17 protein-coding genes, 1 tRNA gene and 1 pseudogene are annotated in these 17,942 nt (G+C 57.2%); 13 read left to right on the top strand and 6 right to left on the bottom strand.

From position 1 onward, the window contains the following. Window positions 1–209: 209 nt before the first annotated feature. The 4 genes from GTU67_RS14745 to GTU67_RS14730 form a co-directional block, all read right to left on the bottom strand. Window positions 210–521: a helix-turn-helix transcriptional regulator gene (locus GTU67_RS14745; protein WP_123661190.1), complete on the bottom strand. Its 312-nt coding sequence runs from the start codon at window positions 519–521 to the stop codon at window positions 210–212. A gap of 170 nt (window positions 522–691) precedes the next feature. Next, window positions 692–1,840 (bottom strand): tyrosine-type recombinase/integrase, encoded by a 1,149-nt coding sequence (locus GTU67_RS14740; protein WP_123661189.1) that lies wholly within the window; start codon window positions 1,838–1,840, stop codon window positions 692–694. A 188-nt stretch (window positions 1,841–2,028) separates the two neighbouring features. Beyond that, a tRNA-Ile gene (locus GTU67_RS14735) sits at window positions 2,029–2,107 on the bottom strand. A gap of 48 nt (window positions 2,108–2,155) precedes the next feature. Beyond that, window positions 2,156–2,296 carry a hypothetical protein gene (locus tag GTU67_RS14730; RefSeq protein ID WP_185780762.1) on the bottom strand — a complete coding sequence of 47 codons (141 nt, stop codon included), beginning with the start codon at window positions 2,294–2,296 and terminating at the stop codon, window positions 2,156–2,158. A gap of 168 nt (window positions 2,297–2,464) precedes the next feature. On the opposite strand from GTU67_RS14730, the gene GTU67_RS14725 reads away from it, so the two are divergent. Together GTU67_RS14725 and GTU67_RS14720 are read left to right on the top strand one after the other, a co-directional pair. Beyond that, complete coding sequence (locus tag GTU67_RS14725; RefSeq protein WP_185780761.1) at window positions 2,465–3,055, top strand: SecDF P1 head subdomain-containing protein; 591 nt, start codon at window positions 2,465–2,467, stop codon at window positions 3,053–3,055. 255 nt (window positions 3,056–3,310) lie between these two features. After that, window positions 3,311–4,606: an aspartate carbamoyltransferase gene (locus GTU67_RS14720; protein ID WP_185780760.1), complete on the top strand. Its 1,296-nt coding sequence runs from the start codon at window positions 3,311–3,313 to the stop codon at window positions 4,604–4,606. A 116-nt stretch (window positions 4,607–4,722) separates the two neighbouring features. On the opposite strand, the gene GTU67_RS14715 is transcribed toward GTU67_RS14720, so the two are convergent. Next, window positions 4,723–5,625 carry a recombination-associated protein RdgC gene (locus GTU67_RS14715; protein WP_123661185.1) on the bottom strand — a complete coding sequence of 301 codons (903 nt, stop codon included), beginning with the start codon at window positions 5,623–5,625 and terminating at the stop codon, window positions 4,723–4,725. 189 nt (window positions 5,626–5,814) lie between these two features. Between GTU67_RS14715 and recA the strand changes: the two genes are divergently transcribed. The 11 genes from recA (at window position 5,815) to ppa (ending at window position 16,761) form a co-directional block, all read left to right on the top strand. Continuing rightward, complete coding sequence (gene recA / locus GTU67_RS14710; protein WP_249417744.1) at window positions 5,815–6,912, top strand: recombinase RecA; 1,098 nt, start codon at window positions 5,815–5,817, stop codon at window positions 6,910–6,912. 25 nt (window positions 6,913–6,937) lie between these two features. Then, a complete protein-coding gene (gene recX / locus GTU67_RS14705; protein ID WP_185780759.1) occupies window positions 6,938–7,468 on the top strand; it encodes a recombination regulator RecX in 531 nt (176 codons plus the stop codon). Between the two features lie 75 nt (window positions 7,469–7,543). Then, the gene (locus GTU67_RS14700) at window positions 7,544–8,176 is read left to right on the top strand and encodes a DUF2889 domain-containing protein (protein WP_185780758.1); all 633 of its coding nucleotides are present in this window, start codon (window positions 7,544–7,546) and stop codon (window positions 8,174–8,176) included. A gap of 55 nt (window positions 8,177–8,231) precedes the next feature. Continuing rightward, window positions 8,232–9,392 carry an ADP-forming succinate--CoA ligase subunit beta gene (gene sucC, locus GTU67_RS14695; protein ID WP_185780757.1) on the top strand — a complete coding sequence of 387 codons (1,161 nt, stop codon included), beginning with the start codon at window positions 8,232–8,234 and terminating at the stop codon, window positions 9,390–9,392. A 21-nt stretch (window positions 9,393–9,413) separates the two neighbouring features. Next, window positions 9,414–10,295, top strand: a complete 882-nt coding sequence (gene sucD, locus GTU67_RS14690) for a succinate--CoA ligase subunit alpha (RefSeq protein WP_093970305.1) — start codon at window positions 9,414–9,416, stop codon at window positions 10,293–10,295. Between the two features lie 102 nt (window positions 10,296–10,397). After that, window positions 10,398–11,117, top strand: a complete 720-nt coding sequence (locus GTU67_RS14685) for a TerC family protein (protein ID WP_185780756.1) — start codon at window positions 10,398–10,400, stop codon at window positions 11,115–11,117. 110 nt (window positions 11,118–11,227) lie between these two features. Continuing rightward, window positions 11,228–12,178: a hydroxymethylbilane synthase gene (gene hemC / locus GTU67_RS14680; RefSeq protein ID WP_185780755.1), complete on the top strand. Its 951-nt coding sequence runs from the start codon at window positions 11,228–11,230 to the stop codon at window positions 12,176–12,178. Between the two features lie 7 nt (window positions 12,179–12,185). Further along, the gene (locus GTU67_RS14675; protein WP_185780754.1) at window positions 12,186–13,154 is read left to right on the top strand and encodes a uroporphyrinogen-III synthase; all 969 of its coding nucleotides are present in this window, start codon (window positions 12,186–12,188) and stop codon (window positions 13,152–13,154) included. 42 nt (window positions 13,155–13,196) lie between these two features. Beyond that, window positions 13,197–14,672, top strand: coding sequence for a uroporphyrinogen-III C-methyltransferase (locus tag GTU67_RS14670; protein WP_185780753.1), 1,476 nt, complete (start codon window positions 13,197–13,199; stop codon window positions 14,670–14,672). Window positions 14,673–14,675: 3 nt separating this feature from the next. Then, window positions 14,676–16,169: a heme biosynthesis HemY N-terminal domain-containing protein gene (locus GTU67_RS14665; protein WP_185780752.1), complete on the top strand. Its 1,494-nt coding sequence runs from the start codon at window positions 14,676–14,678 to the stop codon at window positions 16,167–16,169. Window positions 16,170–16,227: 58 nt separating this feature from the next. Further along, window positions 16,228–16,761, top strand: a complete 534-nt coding sequence (gene ppa, locus GTU67_RS14660) for an inorganic diphosphatase (RefSeq protein WP_185780751.1) — start codon at window positions 16,228–16,230, stop codon at window positions 16,759–16,761. Window positions 16,762–16,905: 144 nt separating this feature from the next. Here the strand turns inward: ppa and GTU67_RS14655 are convergent. Then, a pseudogene (locus GTU67_RS14655) lies at window positions 16,906–17,808 on the bottom strand (4-hydroxybenzoate 3-monooxygenase); the annotation flags it as partial. Window positions 17,809–17,942 lie beyond the last annotated feature (134 nt).

The raw sequence follows: 17,942 nt of genomic DNA, 5'->3' as shown, positions 1-17,942 counted from the left end.
ACGCGCAACTGGCAACCCATAGGCAGCGTCTGGCTGAATCCAGAAAAGGAAACGACCGTTATCCATGATCAGAATGAGTTAAAAGCAGCATGACTCATGTTCCAACTACCTTGACAGACGCAGGCCGGTTTGGCTTACAAACAAAATTTCTCTCGTCCTGGCGTGCCTGACGGCCGCTAAAAACTCGTCGGCGCTCATTTTCTACACCTTTATATCAGGTCGATTTTTGGAAGGCCGGCTTTGCGCGGGCGTCCGATCCTTTTTGTTTCCTGCCTGGGTTTCGGTGTTGGCGGCTCATCTGGCGCCACTACTACAGCCTGGCGCGCGTCATTTATCCACTTTTGGACGTCTTCCACATGCCAGCGCGCGTGCGCTCCTGGCAGGTTAAGTGGAGGGGGGATTATCCCCGCTGGCGCTTTTCCATGTTTGATTCTCCAAATAGCAGTTCTGAGGGCCTCTTTTCTCATGCCCAAAATTTTGCAGAGCTCGCCTGAGGTGATGATTTGTTGTGTCATTTGCATGTTGATCACTCTTAAAACTTACATGTTTTAATTCTGCGTCATTCCTTTTTCATTTGCAATTCGAAAATATAGAAAAAGAGCGAAATTAATGTTTTTTGATTGCAATTTGAATGGCAAAGCTGGAAGTTAATTTATAAGCCCCCGCAGTAAAAATGCATTTAGTTGTATTTTTATGCAGTGCGATGCAATTTTTGGTGGGCTTCGTCCAACATTCTCAGCATCACGTCGTCCGAGATATGGACGTACCTCTTGAGGCTCTGAAGGGACTTGTGTCCACTGACCCTTTGTATTTGCAACACTGAAAAGCCTAATTCAGCGAGACGTGTGCATGCTTCATGTCTCAAGTCATGCCAGCGAACATCATTGATGTTTAGCGCCCTGGAGATTTCTTTTAAGTAGCGGTACGCGCGCTCACCGTTTAGCGTGCTAAACACTCTATCGTCCAGGGCTGCACCGATGCGCGGCGTGTTGCCCGCCAGCCCGCGCATAACATTTACTAGCTTTAATGACATGGGGATTGATGCGGGTGTTTCTTTGTTTAATGCGCCGGTGTCTCGAATCGTGATTACTCGGCGTTGCAAATCGACGTCGCGCCAGGTCAGTGAAAAGAGTTTCTCGCGTCGCAGCGCGCATTCAATGGCGGCCTGGTAGGCTGCGCTTAAGTAAAGCAAGTTTGATGTTGCGAGCGTTTTAAATTTTTTGTTGTTTGTGAGCGTCACTGTCAGTGTGTCGCGCTCGCTCGCGCGCGCTTGGTATGCTGCTGCGAGTGCATCAAAAGAATGAATGATTTGCTCGTGCTCTTGTTGTGTGAGCCTGCGTTTGCGCTCTTTGCTGCTGCCCACTTTTAATTTTGATGCGGGGTTTTCAACGTGGAAGTCGCGCTCGGCTTCGAGCCAATCGTACATGCTTTTGATGATTTGAACACTGTTGCGAATTGTGCTCTCGCTGCTGCCTCGCGCTCGCTCACTTTTGATGTACGCGCGCATGTGCTTGCGCGTTAGGTCGCCAATCTTGATGCTTGCATAGTGCGTTGCTTGCCATTTTTTGATGCGGTTTGCGTACGCCTTGGCGTTGCTTGCTGCTAGTGTTTCTTTGCGTTCTTCAAAGAATTCTTCAAGTGCTTGGCCGACGGTGGTTGAGTCTGGCATGCGCATATCAACGCGCGCGGCGTGTCGCACTTTTGCATCAAGCGCTTTGAGAAATTCTTCGGCTTCTAATTTTGTGCGGAATGAGCGCTGGCAGCGAAAGGGTTTTTCGCCTGTGCGGCTGCGGCGATAATTGATGCGCCAGCCTGTTGGCGTTTTGAATGGTTTGGTCATGGTCTTGAATCTTCAAAAAAGTTGAACAAGAACTTTTTTGGCTCAGATCCGCAGGTGATTGCGAATGTGGCTCAAAAAGTGACTTAAATGGTCACAAATTGAGCTCAAGATTCAAAACGCTGCAGCCTCAAAAAATGCAAAAAATTGGTCAAAGCCAGTATTTATGCGGGTTTGCGGCTGTTGGTTTTTGGTGGGCCCCCCGAGAGTCGAACTCGGCACCAACGGATTATGAGTCCGCTGCTCTAACCAGGCATGAGCTAGAGGCCCGAAACTGTCACACCGGCCGCAGCAGGGCGGCCAATGCATTAAATAACTTTAATTACCCTGCAAAAGCGCAGCGTGCTGGTTGATGCCTTCAGCACCTTCCATGACAAAAAAGCCGAACAGGGCAACGAAAACCAGTGTAACGATTACCGTAACCAGGCCTGCAGAAAACTTGGGTTTGTCATTAGCCATGTGGGGCCTCCGTGAAATAGGGTTGATTGCGCAATTCGCTTCAAAGGCGGCATTATAACGACATATTTACAAAGGTATTGTCTGGTGGCGTGCAAGAATAGACCATCTAAATGTAAAAATAGGCCTGCTAAAATGGGCTATCAAATTTGAAGCAAAGGAAGGGGCATTATGAAAACAGTTCATCAACTTGGTCGTTTCTTGTTGCCGCTGGGCCTGTTGGCGCTGGCCGCCTGCCAAACCGTACCCGTGGGGCAAAGCCAGCAACAAGGCGCCGCTGCGCCTGCACCGCAAGGTGCCACCGAGCAGTCCAAACCTGCCGAAACTGTTCAGGCCACCCGCCAGGGCGCCCCTGTGGCCGTTTTCCTGGCCGACACCGAAAACCACGCGGGTTGGCGTGCGGTGCAAATTCAGGCTGGCACCATTTACCTTAACCCGCAGCCTATTATTACTCGCGACGACCTCGACGATGTTCGCGCAGGCACCAGCGCTCAAGGCGAAGGCCTGCTGGCTTTGGGCCTGACTGAATTGGGCAAGAAAAAAGTCGAAGATATCACCGGCGCGAACCCCAACATGCGCCTTGCGTTGGTGGTTGGGCGCACAATGATGGCGGCACCGGGCTACACCACAGCCGTCTCTACCGACCAATTGGTGTTTGGCGTAGGTACCGAAGCCAATGCTACTGCGGCCGCGCGGGCCATTGCGGGCGTGCCGCCCGAACCTGCGACTTCGGGTGCCAGCACCGCAACGCCGGGTAATTAAGCGACGGTAAACATCGTTTAAATGCTGCTGATGGCCTCCAAAGAAATTAAGTTGCGGTCACTAAAAACAGCAATACATCGAGAATCTGCCGTTAGCTGACACGCGCAAGTCACTCTGTCACACCCGTACAAGATTCACGCCTGCTCGTCCTTTGTGGGAGCAGGCGTTGTTTTTTGTCAAAACTGCGTACATATCCCTCGTGTTTGTGTGCTGCGCAAAATAAAATATACGCACTGCGTATATTAAGGGGTTTCCATGTCTGTCTCTCAACAAGTTTTCCTGCGCGATGCCATGCGCCGGCTCAATTTAACGCGCGATGTTTTTGCCGCGCGTATCGGCGTCAAGCGTCGTGCGCTCGACACATGGTTGCTCCCGGAGGGTTCGCAAGAGGCCCGCAATATGCCCGAAGTCGTGGGGCGGTTCGTAACCGAAATCGTTGAAAACGAATCGTTGCTGCAAAAGTATGCGCAAAGCGCGCAGTCGGGGCCGTTGCGCCAACGCATTGCCGCTGATGGCAAGCATCAGTTGTTGTCAGTCGACCAATTCTCGCGCGAATCGGTTGAAGAGCTGTTCCGCATTGCCGACCTGATGCAGCCTATTGCGCGGCGGCAAAAGGTGTCGCGCGTGCTTGAAGGCGCTGTGCTGGGCAATTTGTTTTTCGAGGCCAGTACCCGTACTCGCGTTAGTTTTGGTGCAGCGTTTTGCCGCCTGGGTGGTTCGGTGTGCGACACCACGGGGTTCACCTTTTCTTCAATGGCCAAGGGCGAATCGATTTACGACACCAGCCGCGTACTTAGTGGCTATGTCGATGCCATGGTTATTCGGCACCCCGACCAAGGCTCGGTAGCTGAATTTGCGCGGGCAACGAATATCCCCGTGGTTAACGGCGGTGACGGCCCTGGCGAACACCCCAGCCAGGCCTTGCTTGACCTGTACACCATTTTGACCGAGTTCTCGCGCTTGGGTAAGTTGCTTGACGGTGCGCATATTGCGTTGGTGGGTGACCTGAAGTATGGCCGTACCGTGCATTCGCTTATAAAGCTGCTGGCGTTGTACCGCGGCCTGAAATTTACCTTGGTGGCACCGAAGGGCCTGGAAATGCCTGACTACATTCTTGAGCAGGTCGGCCGTCATGGCGGGCACGTGATCGAGCAAACGCATTCGTTGGAAGAGGGCCTGGTGGGGGCCGATGTGATTTACGCCACCCGCGTGCAGAAAGAGCGCTTTTCGGGCGAAGACCTGGAGGGTTACAGCGCCGACTTCCAGGTCAACAAAGCCATTGTCGACCAATGCTGCGGCCCCGACGTCATTGTGATGCACCCGTTGCCGCGCGACAGCCGCGAAGGGGCCAATGACTTAAGCGTTGACCTGAACGATGATCCGCGCCTGGCCATTTTCCGTCAAACCGACAACGGTATCCCTGTACGGATGGCGATTTTTGCGGTGTTGCTGGGGGTAGAAGGCCTGGTGCAGCATTCGTTGCGCGACGTAACCTGGAGCCCCCCGTCGCACATCGGGCCTGACGACAGTATTTTCCATGGCATTGATTAATTAAAGAGAGTCGGGTTATTTTCCGGCGTGTCGGTCGAAAGCGACGGCGCTATCGGTTGTAAAAAAGTCCGGCGCAGGTAACTGCGCCGGACTTTTTTGTTGCGACACGCCGGTTATTACCGAACGGCTTTTTCGCCGCCCAGCGCGTTAATAAGGTCGTCGAGGAGTTTTGACAGTTCGCCCGTCATGAGGGCGAAGTCGGTGTCGAAGGCGTCGGCATCGTTGGCGCCGGTGACATCGGGGTTTTCTTTGATGACATCGAGAGGGGCGACGCGTTTGATATCGAGCCCGTCGGTGAGTACAAACGAGATACGGTCGGCCCAGGTAAGCGCCAGGCGCGTACATTGCTTGCCGTTTTCAACGTGCTTACGCACTTCGGCAGACTCGAGCGAGTGGCGTACATAACGAACCGCCGCGCCGCTTTCGCTGGTTGAGCGCAGTTCGGTGTCTTGGTCGATGCTGAAGCCGCCCGGGGCCTCGTCATCGACCAGCCAGCTGGTCATGGCCGAGGCGGGGGACATTTCGGTGTACAGCGGGCTGACGGGGAACGGGTCGAATACCTTGGCCAACATGCCCAGGACTTCGTCGCTTTTGGCACTGGCGGCCGCGTCGATAACCAGCCAGTGGTTGCGGGTGTCGACCCAGACACGGGTGTCGCGGTACACGCTGAACGCCTTTGGCAGCAGCTCTTCGGTGACCCGTTCTTTGATTTCTTTCATTTGTTTGCGGCCGGGCTTGTAGCCTTGCTGCTCTTCGATGTCTTGAGCGCGAGCGCGGGCCACCTGGTTGACCACGGTGCTGGGCAACAGTTTTTTGTCGGCGCGCAGGCTGAACAGCAGTTGGCCGTTTAACGCATGCACCAGGCCCAGGCCTTCGGCGGGGGGCACCCACCCCAGGCTTTGCATGTCTTGGCTGCTGCCGGGGCGGAACGCCATTTTTTCAAGGGCTTCTTCGATGGCGTTGACCGAGAGCGACCACGTGGGGGCCAGACGAAAGACTTTTAGATTTTTGAACCACATAGGGTAGCTGCCTGAACAAGAAGGAAGAAAGCGGGTGATTGTAAGGCCAAAAAAACCGGAATGATCCACCCGTAGATATACTCAGGCGGTGCCCCGGCGGGTAGGGAAAACACATTGTACAGTTGTTTATCTGTATTTTTATACAGTATAATTTGATGCAATAATTCAATTTTTTCCCAAGGAACCAGCATGGACGCTAAACAAAGCAAAACCGCTTCCGCAGAACGCGCCAAAGCGCTCTCGGCGGCCCTGTCGCAAATCGAAAAGCAATTTGGCAAGGGCTCGGTCATGCGTTATGGCGACAACCAGGTCGAACACGACATCCAGGTGGTCTCCACAGGTTCGTTGGGGCTCGACATTGCCTTGGGCGTCGGTGGTTTGCCGCGTGGTCGCGTGGTCGAAATCTACGGTCCCGAATCCTCCGGTAAAACGACACTTACCTTGCAAGTCATTGCCGAAATGCAAAAAATCGGCGGCACATGTGCGTTCATCGACGCCGAACACGCGCTCGACGTGCAATATGCCTCGCGCTTGGGTGTCAATTTGTCCGACCTGCTCATTTCCCAGCCCGACACGGGAGAACAGGCCCTCGAAATCACCGACGCGCTGGTGCGCTCCGGCGGTGTCGACCTTATCGTTATCGACTCGGTCGCGGCGCTGGTACCCAAGGCCGAAATCGAAGGCGATATGGGCGATTCGCTCCCCGGTTTGCAGGCCCGCCTCATGAGCCAGGCCCTGCGCAAGCTTACGGCAAACATCAAGCGTGCCAATTGCATGGTTATTTTCATTAACCAAATCCGCATGAAAATCGGCGTCATGTTTGGCAACCCCGAAACCACCACAGGTGGTAACGCCCTCAAGTTCTACTCATCCGTCCGCCTCGACATCCGTCGCATTGGCTCAATCAAAAAGGGCGACGAGGTCGTCGGTAACGAAACCCGCGTTAAAGTGGTCAAAAACAAGGTGGCCCCGCCCTTCAAGCAGGCCGAATTCGACATCATGTACGGTGCCGGTATCTCCCGCGAAGGCGAGGTCATCGACCTGGGCGTGCAGGCGGGTATTGTCGACAAGGCCGGCGCCTGGTTCAGCTACAACGGTACGCGTATTGGTCAAGGCAAAGACAACGTCCGCGAGTACCTTAAAGAGCACCCCGAAATGGCTTTCGAAATCGAAAACCGTGTGCGAGACCAAATGGGGGTTGTGGCGCGTGCGCAAGCCAAGGCCTACGCCGAGTCGGGCGATTCTCCCGCCCCTGGCGAAGACCTCGAAGGCAAACCCGAAGACTAATCGGTCGCATTAGCGGTTGCGCCTTATGGCTGGTTCCCCCGACGACGATTTCGAGCAACTCGCGCCCGACGCGGGTGCCGGTCGGCGTCCGGGTGTTTCACGCCAAGGGCCTTCGCTTAAGGCGCGTGCCATCGGGTATTTGTCGCGGCGCGAGCATTCCCGGGCCGAGCTCCAGCGCAAGCTTGCGCCGCACACCAACCCTGACGACCCCGCCGAACTCACCCGCGTGCTCGACGAACTCGAGCGCGAAAAGTGGCAGTCCAATCAGCGTTTTGCACAAAGTCTGGTGCATCGTCGGGCATCTAAAAAGGGTGCGGCCGTAGTGGTTCAAGAATTGCGTCGTCATGGTGTGGCCGACGACGATGTCGCCGCCATCCACGATCAGCTCAAGGCTACCGAATACGATCGCGCCAAAGCAGTGTGGCAACGCAAGTTTGGCGCGCCACCGGCCGACTCAAAAGAATATGCCCGTCAAATGCGTTTTTTGGCTTCGCGCGGGTTTTCGCCGGCCATTTTGCGACAAATTCTTGGTGATCTCGACGACTTTCTCGAATAGCGCCTGGTTATGCCAAGCGCCGGGCAGTGCGTTATACTTGAAAAGTTTATCGCCCTAAAGCATTAACTCACTTTCATGCCTTTGCCACCATCACCTGTTGCTCGCGAGCACGTGCACACACGCTCAATGCGTGTCAACGCATACGCCCGAGACGACGGCCAGTGGGATCTCGAAGCCGAACTCATCGACGTTAAAGGCTACGATTTCCCCAAATCAGGTGGCGCCATTCACAAGGCCGGGCAGCCTGTGCATCACATGCATCTTCGTCTCACCATCACCGAAGATTTCACCATCACCGATGCGGTTGCTGCCTACGATGCGGCCCCGTACAACGAATATTGTTCGTCCATCGCGCCCGACTACAAAGATATGGTTGGCATGAACCTGCTGCGTGGGTTTCGTCAGGCAGTCAAGGCGCGCTTCGCTCGTACCGAAGGCTGTACGCATTTATCCGAGTTGTCTTACATTTTGCCTACGGCGGCCGTTCAAACCATGGCCGGACGCCGTCGCAAGCAGGCTGAGTCCGATGCATCCCAGGCCGAACAGGGCGATAAGCCGGCCCGGCGTCCGTTTCATATAGAAGGGTGTCACGCCCTTCGGGTCGATAGCCCCATGACCCTGAAGTTTTATCCCCAGTGGTACGTCAAGCCCGGGTCCGATACCGAGCCCGGCACGACGGAGCCAGGGGGCGCAACCTCTGCCGGCTAGCCGGTGTCATCACAGGCAAGTTTTTTTCTTATTTTTACGTTCTGACAGGTAACAAATGAAAATTCACGAGTATCAAGGCAAGGAACTGCTGAAGAAATTTGGCGTTACAGTGCCGCGCGGGATTCCTGCTTTCTCCGTTGACGAAGCCGTTGCCGCTGCTGAAAAGCTCGGTGGCCCTGTGTGGGTCGTCAAGGCACAAATCCACGCGGGTGGCCGCGGTAAGGGCGGCGGCGTCAAGCTGGCCCGCTCCATCGACGAAGTCCGTCAATTGTCGTCCGAAATTCTGGGCATGCAGCTCGTTACGCACCAAACCGGCCCCGAAGGCCAAAAAGTGCGCCGCCTGCTTATCGAAGAAGGCGCCGACATTAAAAAAGAATACTACGTTGGTATCGTTACCGACCGCGGCACCCAGCGCGTTTGCGTCATGGCGTCCAGCGAAGGTGGTATGGACATCGAAGAAGTTGCCGAGCACAACCCCGAGAAAATCCTGAAAGTGTTTGTCGACCCGAAAACCGGTCTGACCGACGCCGAGGCTGCCGAATTGGCCCGTGGTATTGGTGTGCCCGACGCATCGGTTGCCAAGGCCGCCGCCGAATTCCAGAAGCTTTACAAAGCTTACTGGGATACCGATTCTTCGCTGGCTGAAATCAACCCCCTCATCCTGACCGGGTCAGGCGACATCATCGCGCTCGACGCCAAGTTCAACTTCGACTCCAACGCGCTGTTCCGCCACCCCGATATCGTCGCCTACCGCGATCTCGACGAAGAAGATCCCGCCGAAGTCGAAGCCAGCAAGTTCGATCTGGCCTACATTCAGCTCGACGGCAATATCGGCTGCCTGGTCAACGGCGCTGGTCTGGCCATGGCCACCATGGACACCATCAAGCTGTTTGGCGGCGAGCCTGCCAACTTCCTCGACGTGGGCGGTGGTGCAACGGCCGAGAAAGTCACCGAAGCATTCAAGATCATGCTCAAGAACGAAGGCGTCAAGGCCATTCTGGTCAACATCTTCGGCGGCATCATGCGCTGCGACGTTATCGCCGAAGGCGTTATTGCCGCGTGCAAGGCCGTTAACCTCAATGTGCCGCTGGTCGTGCGCATGAAGGGTACCAACGAAGAGCTGGGCAAGAAGCTGCTGGCCGAGTCCGGCTTGCCCATCATCAGTGCTGACACCATGGCCGAAGCCGCGACCAAAGTCGTTGCCGCCACGAAATAAGAATTAGTCGAGGATTTGTAAATGTCGATCTTGATCAACAAAGACACAAAAGTCATTACCCAGGGTATGACCGGCAAAACCGGTCAGTTCCATACCCGCATGTGCCGCGAATACGCAAACGGCAAGAACGCGTTTGTGGCCGGTGTACACCCCAAGAAAGCCGGCGAGAACTTCGAAGGCGTGCCTATTTACGCATCGGTTAAAGAAGCCAAAGCTGAAACCGGCGCTACCGTTTCGGTTATTTATGTACCGCCCGCTGGTGCAGCCGAAGCCATCTGGGAAGCCGTCGACGCCGACCTGGATCTGGTGATCTGCATTACCGAAGGTATCCCCGTACGCGACATGCTCGAACTACGTAACCGTATGCGCGATCAGAACAAGACCTCCTTGGTTCTGGGCCCGAACTGCCCCGGCCTCATCACGCCCGACGAACTGAAAATCGGCATCATGCCCGGTCACATTTCGCGCAAGGGTCGTATCGGCGTGGTCAGCCGCTCCGGTACACTTACTTACGAAGCCGTTGCCCAACTGACCGAACTGGGTTTGGGCCAGTCGACTGCCGTTGGTATTGGTGGCGACCCCATCAATGGTCTGAAGCATGTTGACGTTCTTAAAATGTTCAACGACGACCCCGACACCGACGCCGTCATCATGATCGGTGAAATCGGTGGCCCCGACGAAGTCAACGCCGCGCTTTGGGCCAAAGACAACATGAAGAAGCCTGTTGTCGGCTTTATCGCGGGTGTTACTGCCCCTCCCGGAAAGCGCATGGGTCACGCCGGTGCGCTCATTTCGGGCGGCGCCGACACAGCCGACGCCAAACTCGAAGTCATGGAAGCGTGCGGTATCCGTACCACCCGCGATCCTTCCGAAATGGGCAAATTGCTCAAGTCGGTGTTGTAATACCCGGCACACCGGAAAAGGCTCGCTCCGGCGGGCCTTTTTTTGGCGGGTATATTTTCAAGGTTTTACTTTGCCCGGGTTACCGGGTAATCAGGACATCAAATGGTCGAGTTTTTCGAATCGCTGCACTGGGGTGTATTGTTCCAGATCGTGATGATCGATATCTTGCTCGGGGGGGACAACGCCGTCGTTATTGCACTGGCGTGTCGCAAGCTCGAGGCGCGTCAGCGCGTACAAGGTATTTTGTGGGGCACCGCAGGTGCGATTTTCCTTCGTGTGGTGCTGATTTTCTTCGCGCTCACGCTGCTCGGCATCCCGTTTCTGAAGCTGGCCGGCGCCATTTTGCTGGTCTGGATCGGCGTCAAGTTACTGATTCCCGACGATGATCATCATGGCAACATCACCGCCAGCCAATCGGTTTGGGCGGCGGTTAAAACTATTTTGGTGGCCGACTTTGTCATGAGTCTGGACAACGTTATTGCCATTGCCGGTGCGGCCCAGAACACAACGGCCGACCACCAAATGGGCTATGTTATTTTTGGTCTGCTGCTTAGCGTGCCTATTATTATCTGGGGCAGTACGCTGGTGCTCAAGCTTATCGACCGCTTCCCGCTGGTGATTACCCTGGGTGCGGCATTGCTGGGCTGGATTGCCGGTGGCATGCTGGTAACCGACGTCATTCTTACCGATCAGTTCGGCCCGCCGACGTCGCTGGTTAAGTACAGCGCCGAAATTGCCGGCGCGCTGGCCGTTGTTTTGGTGGGTAAATTCATTGCGTCACGTAAAGTGGCTATTCAGGGGAAATCACATGGGCCTGTTTAAACAAAAAGAAGGTGACAAAGGGCTGACCCTGTTGCAGGGGCTGGGTATTTTGGCGCTGATAGGCATTGTGGCCTACATTGCCTTGTCTTATTTTGCAGGTTAATCAACGTATGACAGCATCTCCTCGCAAACTGGTTATTGCGACCCGGGCCAGTCGGTTGGCGCTGTGGCAGGCCTACCATGTGCGCGACCTTCTGCTAAAGCTTTACCCCGATTGCGATGTCAGCCTGCTTGAAATGACGACACGCGGTGATCAGATTCTCGATCGTTCGCTGTCTAAAGTCGGCGGCAAGGGGTTGTTTGTCAAAGAGCTCGAAAACGCCTTGCTCGACGGCCGTGCCGATCTGGCCGTGCACTCGCTCAAAGACGTGCCGGTCGAATTGACGTTGCCGTTTTCTCTGGCCGTCATTCTCGAGCGCGACGATCCGCGCGACGCTTTTGTTTCCAACCAGTATGGCAGCCTGGCCGATATGCCGGCCGGTGCCGTGGTGGGTACGTCCAGCTTGCGGCGCGAGTCCCAAATCCGTGCGGTTTATCCGCACCTGCAGGTCAAGCCGTTACGGGGTAATTTAGATACGCGCCTGGGCAAGCTCGACAAGGGCGAGTTCGACGCCATTATTCTGGCGGCCGTGGGGTTGCGTCGTTTGGGCCTCGAAAGCCGCATCCGGTCGTGTATCGAGCCCGAGCAAAGTTTGCCGGCCGCTGGGCAGGGCGCGTTGGGTATTGAAATCATGGCCGACCGAGCCGACCTAGCGCAATGGCTGGCACCGTTGCAGTGCGCCCAGTCGGCCGCCCGGGCACAGGCCGAGCGCGCAGTGTCGCGCGTTCTGGGGGGCTCATGCCAGGTGCCTCTGGCCGCATTTGCTCAGCTCGAAGGCGATATCATTCGCGTCGATGCGCTGGTGGCCGAACCCGATGGCAGCCAGGTCATCAGTGCGCAAGGTCGTGCGCCTGTGGCTCAAGCGTTGCAACTGGGCGAGCAGGTCGCGCGCGAACTGTTGCAAAAGGGCGCGCAGCCCATTCTCGATCGCCTGCAGCAGGCACAGCCTCCGTCTGCCTGACGACCGCATGACGGGTGGCGAGCGTCCGTGGGTTGTGTTGACCCGGCCAGCCGGGAAAAATGCAGCGCTGGTCAATGCGCTTCAGGCGCACGGGGTTGCGGCGCTTGACCTTCCCGCCTTGCAAACACACCCTGTCCCTCCCGATCCGGTCAGCTTTCCCCGGCTCGAAGGCTTTGATCTGGTGGTTTTCGTCAGCCGTATCGCGTTGACGTCGTATCAATGGCAACACGGGCAGCTTTTTGGTGCGTCTGCGACGGGTGGGGCCGGCAGGGCAGTATTGGGTGAGGCGTCCACGCAAACAACCGCTCAGGTGGCGCCTCTGGCAAAACTTAAGACAACGTTGCAGACAAGACGTCGATCGACACCCCAAACGCCACCACAGATGTCGTCCGAACACTACCCGTCATCGGGCCTCCGCCCCAGGTATCTGGCGGCTGTCGGCCCGTCAACCGCGGTGGCGCTGGCCCGGTTCGATCAGGCCGTGGCCGCGCAGGTTCTCGCTCCGCCACCAGAAGCATCGCATGATTCCGAAGGCTTGTGGCAGGCGCTGCAACCGCATTTGCACGCCATTCAAGATGCCTTGATTGTGCGCGGCCAAACGGGCCGCGACTGGTTGGGCGAGCAGCTTGTGCGGGCCGGCATCAACGTCGTGCGTCATGCCAGCTATGCGCGGTTGCCCGCAGACTGGACGCCAGCGCAGGTGTCGCAGTTGGCCGTGATCGCTGACCAGGGGCTGGCCACGGTATGGTTGCTGACCAGCGTGCACGGCGTGGATGCCATTTTCGATCAGTTGGGCCGGCATCAGCTACTGAAGCTCATGGCCAATGCGCGTTTTGTGGCCATTCACGAGCGGATCGCACAACGATTAAAATCTCAAATCGCCGTCTGTGACGGCCCCGGTGCCCATCCAGCGGTTACACTATGCGCTACAGACAATGCGTCCATGGCCGATGCCTTGGTCGCAATGGCCCGATAAGACCGCGCCGGTTTCAAAGGCGCCAACGATTAGAATTTAGCCATGACTGAACCTAAAGCTTCTTCATCTGCCGATCAGGCCCCTGGCGATAAAGCCCAAGACAAAAGCACTGCACCGGGTAACGCTGCAAAGGCTGCACCTGCGTCACCCGCGGCGTCCAAAGGGCGCAAAGGCTCGGGGGGTACCCTGGTCATAGTGGTTTTGCTGGTGCTGGTTGTCGCGCTGGGCGGCGTCGCCTGGTTTCAGTACCAAACCTGGCAAAAATCGCATCAAAGCATGGCGTCGCAGCTGGCCCAAAGCACGGCAGCCGCCGGGCAGGCCGATCAGCTCGCCCGTCAGGCGCAGGCCGTCGCTAGCGCTCAGGCAGATCAACTGACTCAGTTACAGGCGCAGGTCGGCGAGTTGCAAGCGCAAATCGGCAGTCTCGATCAGGCGTTCCAGGTGCTGACCGACAGCGGCTCCGACCTGGTTCTGCTCAACGACATCGATCACCTGGTTTCTATTGCCAATCAACAAATTTTGCTGGGCGGTAATGTGGCCAACGCCGTGGTGGCCCTCGAAACCGCACAGGCCCGCTTGGCCCGCGCCAATCGCCCGGCCCTGGCTTCTTTGCAGCAAACACTTAATGGCGACCTCGAACGTCTGCGTGCAGCGGCCACCGTCGATGTCGCGTCCGTGTCGCGTCAGCTCGAGCAATTGGGCGGGCTACTGAATCAGGCGCCTTTGCTGGTTCCCGACGATGCGGTGCCGCGGGTCGACACTTCCGAGCGCGATGCCGCGCTCAAGCCGTCTCAGGCTGCACCCGACTTTCAGTCTGACCCCAACGCGCCCTGGTGGCGCAACGGCCTGGATGCCGGCGCCCATTGGGCCGCGCAGGCCTGGGGTGTGCTGCGTCACGATCTGGCCGGCTTCATCAGTGTTCGCCGTGTCGACAACGAATCGGCCTTGCTGATTTCCCCCGACCAGGCAGATCAGCTGCGCCTGACGCTGCGTCTGCGTCTTATGACCGCGCAACTGGCCTTGATGATGCGGCAACCCGAGGTCTGGAAGACCGAGATGCTGTCCGTTGGGCAGGTTTTGCAGTCGCACTTCGACAAGCAGTCCCCGTTAACACAGCGCGCCGCGTTGCTGGCCTCACGTCTGGCTGATACCCCTGTCGATGCCAAGCTGCCCGCGCCTGCGCAAACCTTGCAGGTGCTCGAAGCCCTGCGTCAGGAAAGCGCACAAGCCATCGAGCGTCGTCGCAGTCCGTCTTCCATCGATTCGTCGCAACCCCAGGCCGCACCGGCTCAACCCGACGCGTCTTCGTCCGACACGGCTGCGCCGTCACAAGGTGAAAATGCAGGGCCCGCGGCACTGCCGGCGCCTTCAGCACCTGACCAGGGGGCCGCGGCGCCGCTTGCACCTGCTCAAGCGCCGTCAGCTTCGCCAGCTGCGTCTGATCCGGCAGCTCAACCTGCAGCAGAGGCCTCATCGGTATCTGCGGTTCATTCGGCATTGGCCGCCGTTCAGGGGTAAAGCATGAGAACCTGGTTCTGGACACTTATTGTGCTGGCGCTGGCGGTGGCGCTTGGGGTTGTGCTTAAAGAGCATAGCGGCAACGTGCTTATTGTGGCGCAGCCCTGGCGCATCGAGCTGTCGCTCACGCTGGCGGTCTTGTTGCTGGTTGCCGCATTTGTCGTTTTATATGTCGTGTTGCGTGTTCTGGCGTGGTTTTCGTCGGGGCCTGAACGCTTCCGTTCGTGGCGTGGTCTGCGCGCACGCAAGCGCGATCACGAACAGCTTGAAAAGGGCTGGTTGCTGGTGCTCGAGGGGCGTTATACGCAGGCTGAACAAGAGTTGTCGCGCCTGCTGGCGCGCACGCGGTCGGTCAATACGCGTGTACTTGCCGGCCTGGCGCTGGCCCGCGCCTGCCACCACGAAGGTGAAATGGCACGTCGCGACGAAGCGCTGGGCCTGGCCCAAACGGCCGCCGCCAAAGACACCCGCCTGAAAGAGGTGTGGGCCACCGCCGCCGCCGAAATGTATCTTGACCAGCATCGTGCCCAAGAGGCGCTGGGCTTGTTGCAGCCATTGCACGACGGTAGCGCCAAACACGTCAACGCCACTCGTTTGCTGCTCAAGGCGCATCAGCAACTGGGCAATTTCGATCAGGTCTTCGAGTTAACTCGCCAGCTAATGCGTCGTGGGGCCATAGACCGTGCCCAGGCCATGCCGCTTATCGCGCTCTCGGCATCCGAGCGCTTGCGTGCTGCAGGGCCCGACGGTTTTCGTACGATATGGGGCGAGCTCAAAGGCGACGAAAAGACCTTGCCCGACATTGCGTTGGCCGCTGCGCATGTCCGGCAATTGGGCGGTCATGACGAAGAGGCCGGGAAGATCCTCGAAGCCGCTTTGTCTGTTCAACTCGACGCGCGCTTGCTGGCTGCGTATGCACAGTGCCCGCCTGGTTTGGTAAGCCGGCGTATTAACAAGGCCGAGGTCTGGCTAAAAGCCAACCCTGACGATGCTGCCTTGTTGACCGCGTTAGGGCAGCTGTGCCTGACCGGCCAGCTATGGGGCCCGGGCGAGCGGTACTTGCAACGCAGTATGTCGATCCGTAGCGACGCACGAATTCATGCCTTGCTGGGCAGTTTGTACGACCGACTTGGCCGCACCAACGATGCCATGACGCATTGGCGCCTGGCTTCCGGCGTAGCTGGTGCCTTGCCGCCGTTACAGGCCAGTACCGTGTTGCCGCCGGCCGATACCCGGTCCGATCCATCCCTTGTTGATGTCGACAACCTCGAACCCATCGAGACGCCGGCGTCCGATACCCCGCCTGTAGCGGCCAGTGCTGCCGATTATTTCGACGAGACGGCGTCGGCAGCTACGCCGTCTGTTGAGGGTCGCACGCCGTCGCGCTACGACCAAACGCCCGCGGGAGATTTCGACGAGTACTTTGACAGCGCGCCAATACCGGGGGTCGATGTCTCGCAAACTTCCGATCGCCCCAAAGGCGGGGAGCACCGTTAAGCGGTTTATTCAAAACAGATTTTTGTTAGCTTATTTTTATTGTTTAGGGTTTTAAATTATGAGTTTAGATCGCGTGCCTGCCGGCCCGAAACTGCCTGACGAATTCAACGTCATCATCGAAATCCCAATGAACGCCGACCCGGTCAAGTACGAAGTCGATAAAGACTCGGGCGCTGTGTTTGTTGATCGCTTCATGCTGACAGCCATGCATTACCCGGCCAACTATGGTTATATTCCAGAAACCATCTCCGACGATGGCGACCCGGTTGATGTGTTGGTTGTTGCTCCGTTCCCCATCCAGATCGGTGCGGTAATTCGCTGCCGTGCCATCGGTGTTCTGAACATGGACGACGAAGCCGGTGGTGACGCCAAGTTGCTGGCCGTCCCAGTCGACAAGCTTTACCCCCCTTACCGTCATATCCAGGCACCTGAAGATCTTCCCGCAGAAGATCTGGCCCGTATCCAGCACTTCTTCGAGCACTATAAAGACCTTGAAAAAGGCAAGTGGGTCAAGGTCAAGGGCTGGGACGGCGCAGAAGCCGCCCGCAAAGAGATTACCGATAGCGCCGCCCGTTACGCCGCACAGAAGTAATCGTTAATACGTAAAACGCCTAGGCCCCGTCGCAAATACTAAATTGCAACGGGGCCTAGGCGTTTTTGTGCGTGGTCTGCTTGCGGCTAAGCCGCGCACGTTGCGCTTTTGCGGCGCCCCTTGCCGGTGGCGCCGCAGTTGGCTTTACTCGATAGGCTCGTAGGGCAAGCCGACGTAGTTTTCGGCAATATTGCGCAAGCCGGCGTCTGACGTGGTGTAGTACTCAAGTTCGGCCAGCTGCATACGCTTGCCGAAGGCGTCGTCGGAAAACTTGTGCAGCATCGAGGTCATCCACCACGAGAACCGCTCGGCTTTCCAGATGCGACGCAGGGCGATTTCTGAATACTTGGCGGTCAGGTCGGCACGGCCTTCTTTGTAGACCTTGGTCAAGATACGGTACAAGGTAGAGACGTCGCTGGCGGCCAGGTTAAGGCCTTTGGCGCCGGTGGGCGGCACAATGTGTGCGGCGTCGCCGACCAAAAACAGGCGGCCGAAGGTCATGGGCTCGGCCACAAAGCTGCGCAGCGGGGCGATGCTTTTCTCGATAGACGGTCCGGTAACCAGGCGGTCGGCGACATGTTCGGGCAGGCGTGTTTTAAGTTCGCCCCAGAAACGGTCGTCGGACCAGTCTTCGATTTTGTCGTCGAGCGACACCTGAACATAATAGCGGCTGAGCATGGCATTGCGCTGGCTGCACAGGGCAAAGCCGTTTTCGTGGTTGGCGTAAATCAGTTCGTGGTCAACGGGCGGTGTGCGCGACAAGATGCCCAGCCAGCCAAAGGGGTAGATGCGTTCAAAGGTTTTGATTTTGTCGGCGGGTACCGATTGGCGGGCGACACCGTGATAGCCGTCGCAGCCGGCGATGTAGTCGCACTCAAGCTCGACAGTTTCGCCGTCTTTGACAAACGTAATGCGTGGTTTGTCGGTGTAAAAATCGTGCGGCTGGACGTCGTCGGCTTCGTAGATGGACAGGGCGCCGCTTTGTTTGCGCGCGTCCATCAGGTCGTGGGTAACTTCGGTTTGGCCATACACCATAACGGTTTTGCCGTCGGCGTATTTTGGGTAAGCGGATTAAATGGTTGATCTTACCTTTGCATGAGAGTGAGACAGACCGGCATCTCATCGGATTATCTGGTTGATGCTTCACCTACTGCTGGTGCATGTTTCCTTCGCTAATTCCA

This window comes from Pusillimonas minor (assembly GCF_014237865.1).
Lineage (GTDB): Bacteria > Pseudomonadota > Gammaproteobacteria > Burkholderiales > Burkholderiaceae_B > Neopusillimonas > Neopusillimonas minor.
Note: the sequence above shows the minus strand (reverse complement) of the source record. Positions and strands in the feature narration are given on the sequence as shown.

Bases quoted from the DNA above. Each gene is read 5' to 3' on its own strand.
- GTU67_RS14745 (WP_123661190.1), bottom strand. From the start codon at position 521: ATGCAAATGACACAACAAATCATCACCTCAGGCGAGCTCTGCAAAATT.
- GTU67_RS14740 (WP_123661189.1), bottom strand. From the start codon at position 1,840: ATGACCAAACCATTCAAAACGCCAACAGGCTGGCGCATCAATTATCGC.
- GTU67_RS14730 (WP_185780762.1), bottom strand. From the start codon at position 2,296: ATGGCTAATGACAAACCCAAGTTTTCTGCAGGCCTGGTTACGGTAATC.
- GTU67_RS14725 (WP_185780761.1), top strand. From the start codon at position 2,465: ATGAAAACAGTTCATCAACTTGGTCGTTTCTTGTTGCCGCTGGGCCTG.
- GTU67_RS14720 (WP_185780760.1), top strand. From the start codon at position 3,311: ATGTCTGTCTCTCAACAAGTTTTCCTGCGCGATGCCATGCGCCGGCTC.
- GTU67_RS14715 (WP_123661185.1), bottom strand. From the start codon at position 5,625: ATGTGGTTCAAAAATCTAAAAGTCTTTCGTCTGGCCCCCACGTGGTCG.
- recA (WP_249417744.1), top strand. From the start codon at position 5,815: ATGGACGCTAAACAAAGCAAAACCGCTTCCGCAGAACGCGCCAAAGCG.
- recX (WP_185780759.1), top strand. From the start codon at position 6,938: ATGGCTGGTTCCCCCGACGACGATTTCGAGCAACTCGCGCCCGACGCG.
- GTU67_RS14700 (WP_185780758.1), top strand. From the start codon at position 7,544: ATGCCTTTGCCACCATCACCTGTTGCTCGCGAGCACGTGCACACACGC.
- sucC (WP_185780757.1), top strand. From the start codon at position 8,232: ATGAAAATTCACGAGTATCAAGGCAAGGAACTGCTGAAGAAATTTGGC.
- sucD (WP_093970305.1), top strand. From the start codon at position 9,414: ATGTCGATCTTGATCAACAAAGACACAAAAGTCATTACCCAGGGTATG.
- GTU67_RS14685 (WP_185780756.1), top strand. From the start codon at position 10,398: ATGGTCGAGTTTTTCGAATCGCTGCACTGGGGTGTATTGTTCCAGATC.
- hemC (WP_185780755.1), top strand. From the start codon at position 11,228: ATGACAGCATCTCCTCGCAAACTGGTTATTGCGACCCGGGCCAGTCGG.
- GTU67_RS14675 (WP_185780754.1), top strand. From the start codon at position 12,186: ATGACGGGTGGCGAGCGTCCGTGGGTTGTGTTGACCCGGCCAGCCGGG.
- GTU67_RS14670 (WP_185780753.1), top strand. From the start codon at position 13,197: ATGACTGAACCTAAAGCTTCTTCATCTGCCGATCAGGCCCCTGGCGAT.
- GTU67_RS14665 (WP_185780752.1), top strand. From the start codon at position 14,676: ATGAGAACCTGGTTCTGGACACTTATTGTGCTGGCGCTGGCGGTGGCG.
- ppa (WP_185780751.1), top strand. From the start codon at position 16,228: ATGAGTTTAGATCGCGTGCCTGCCGGCCCGAAACTGCCTGACGAATTC.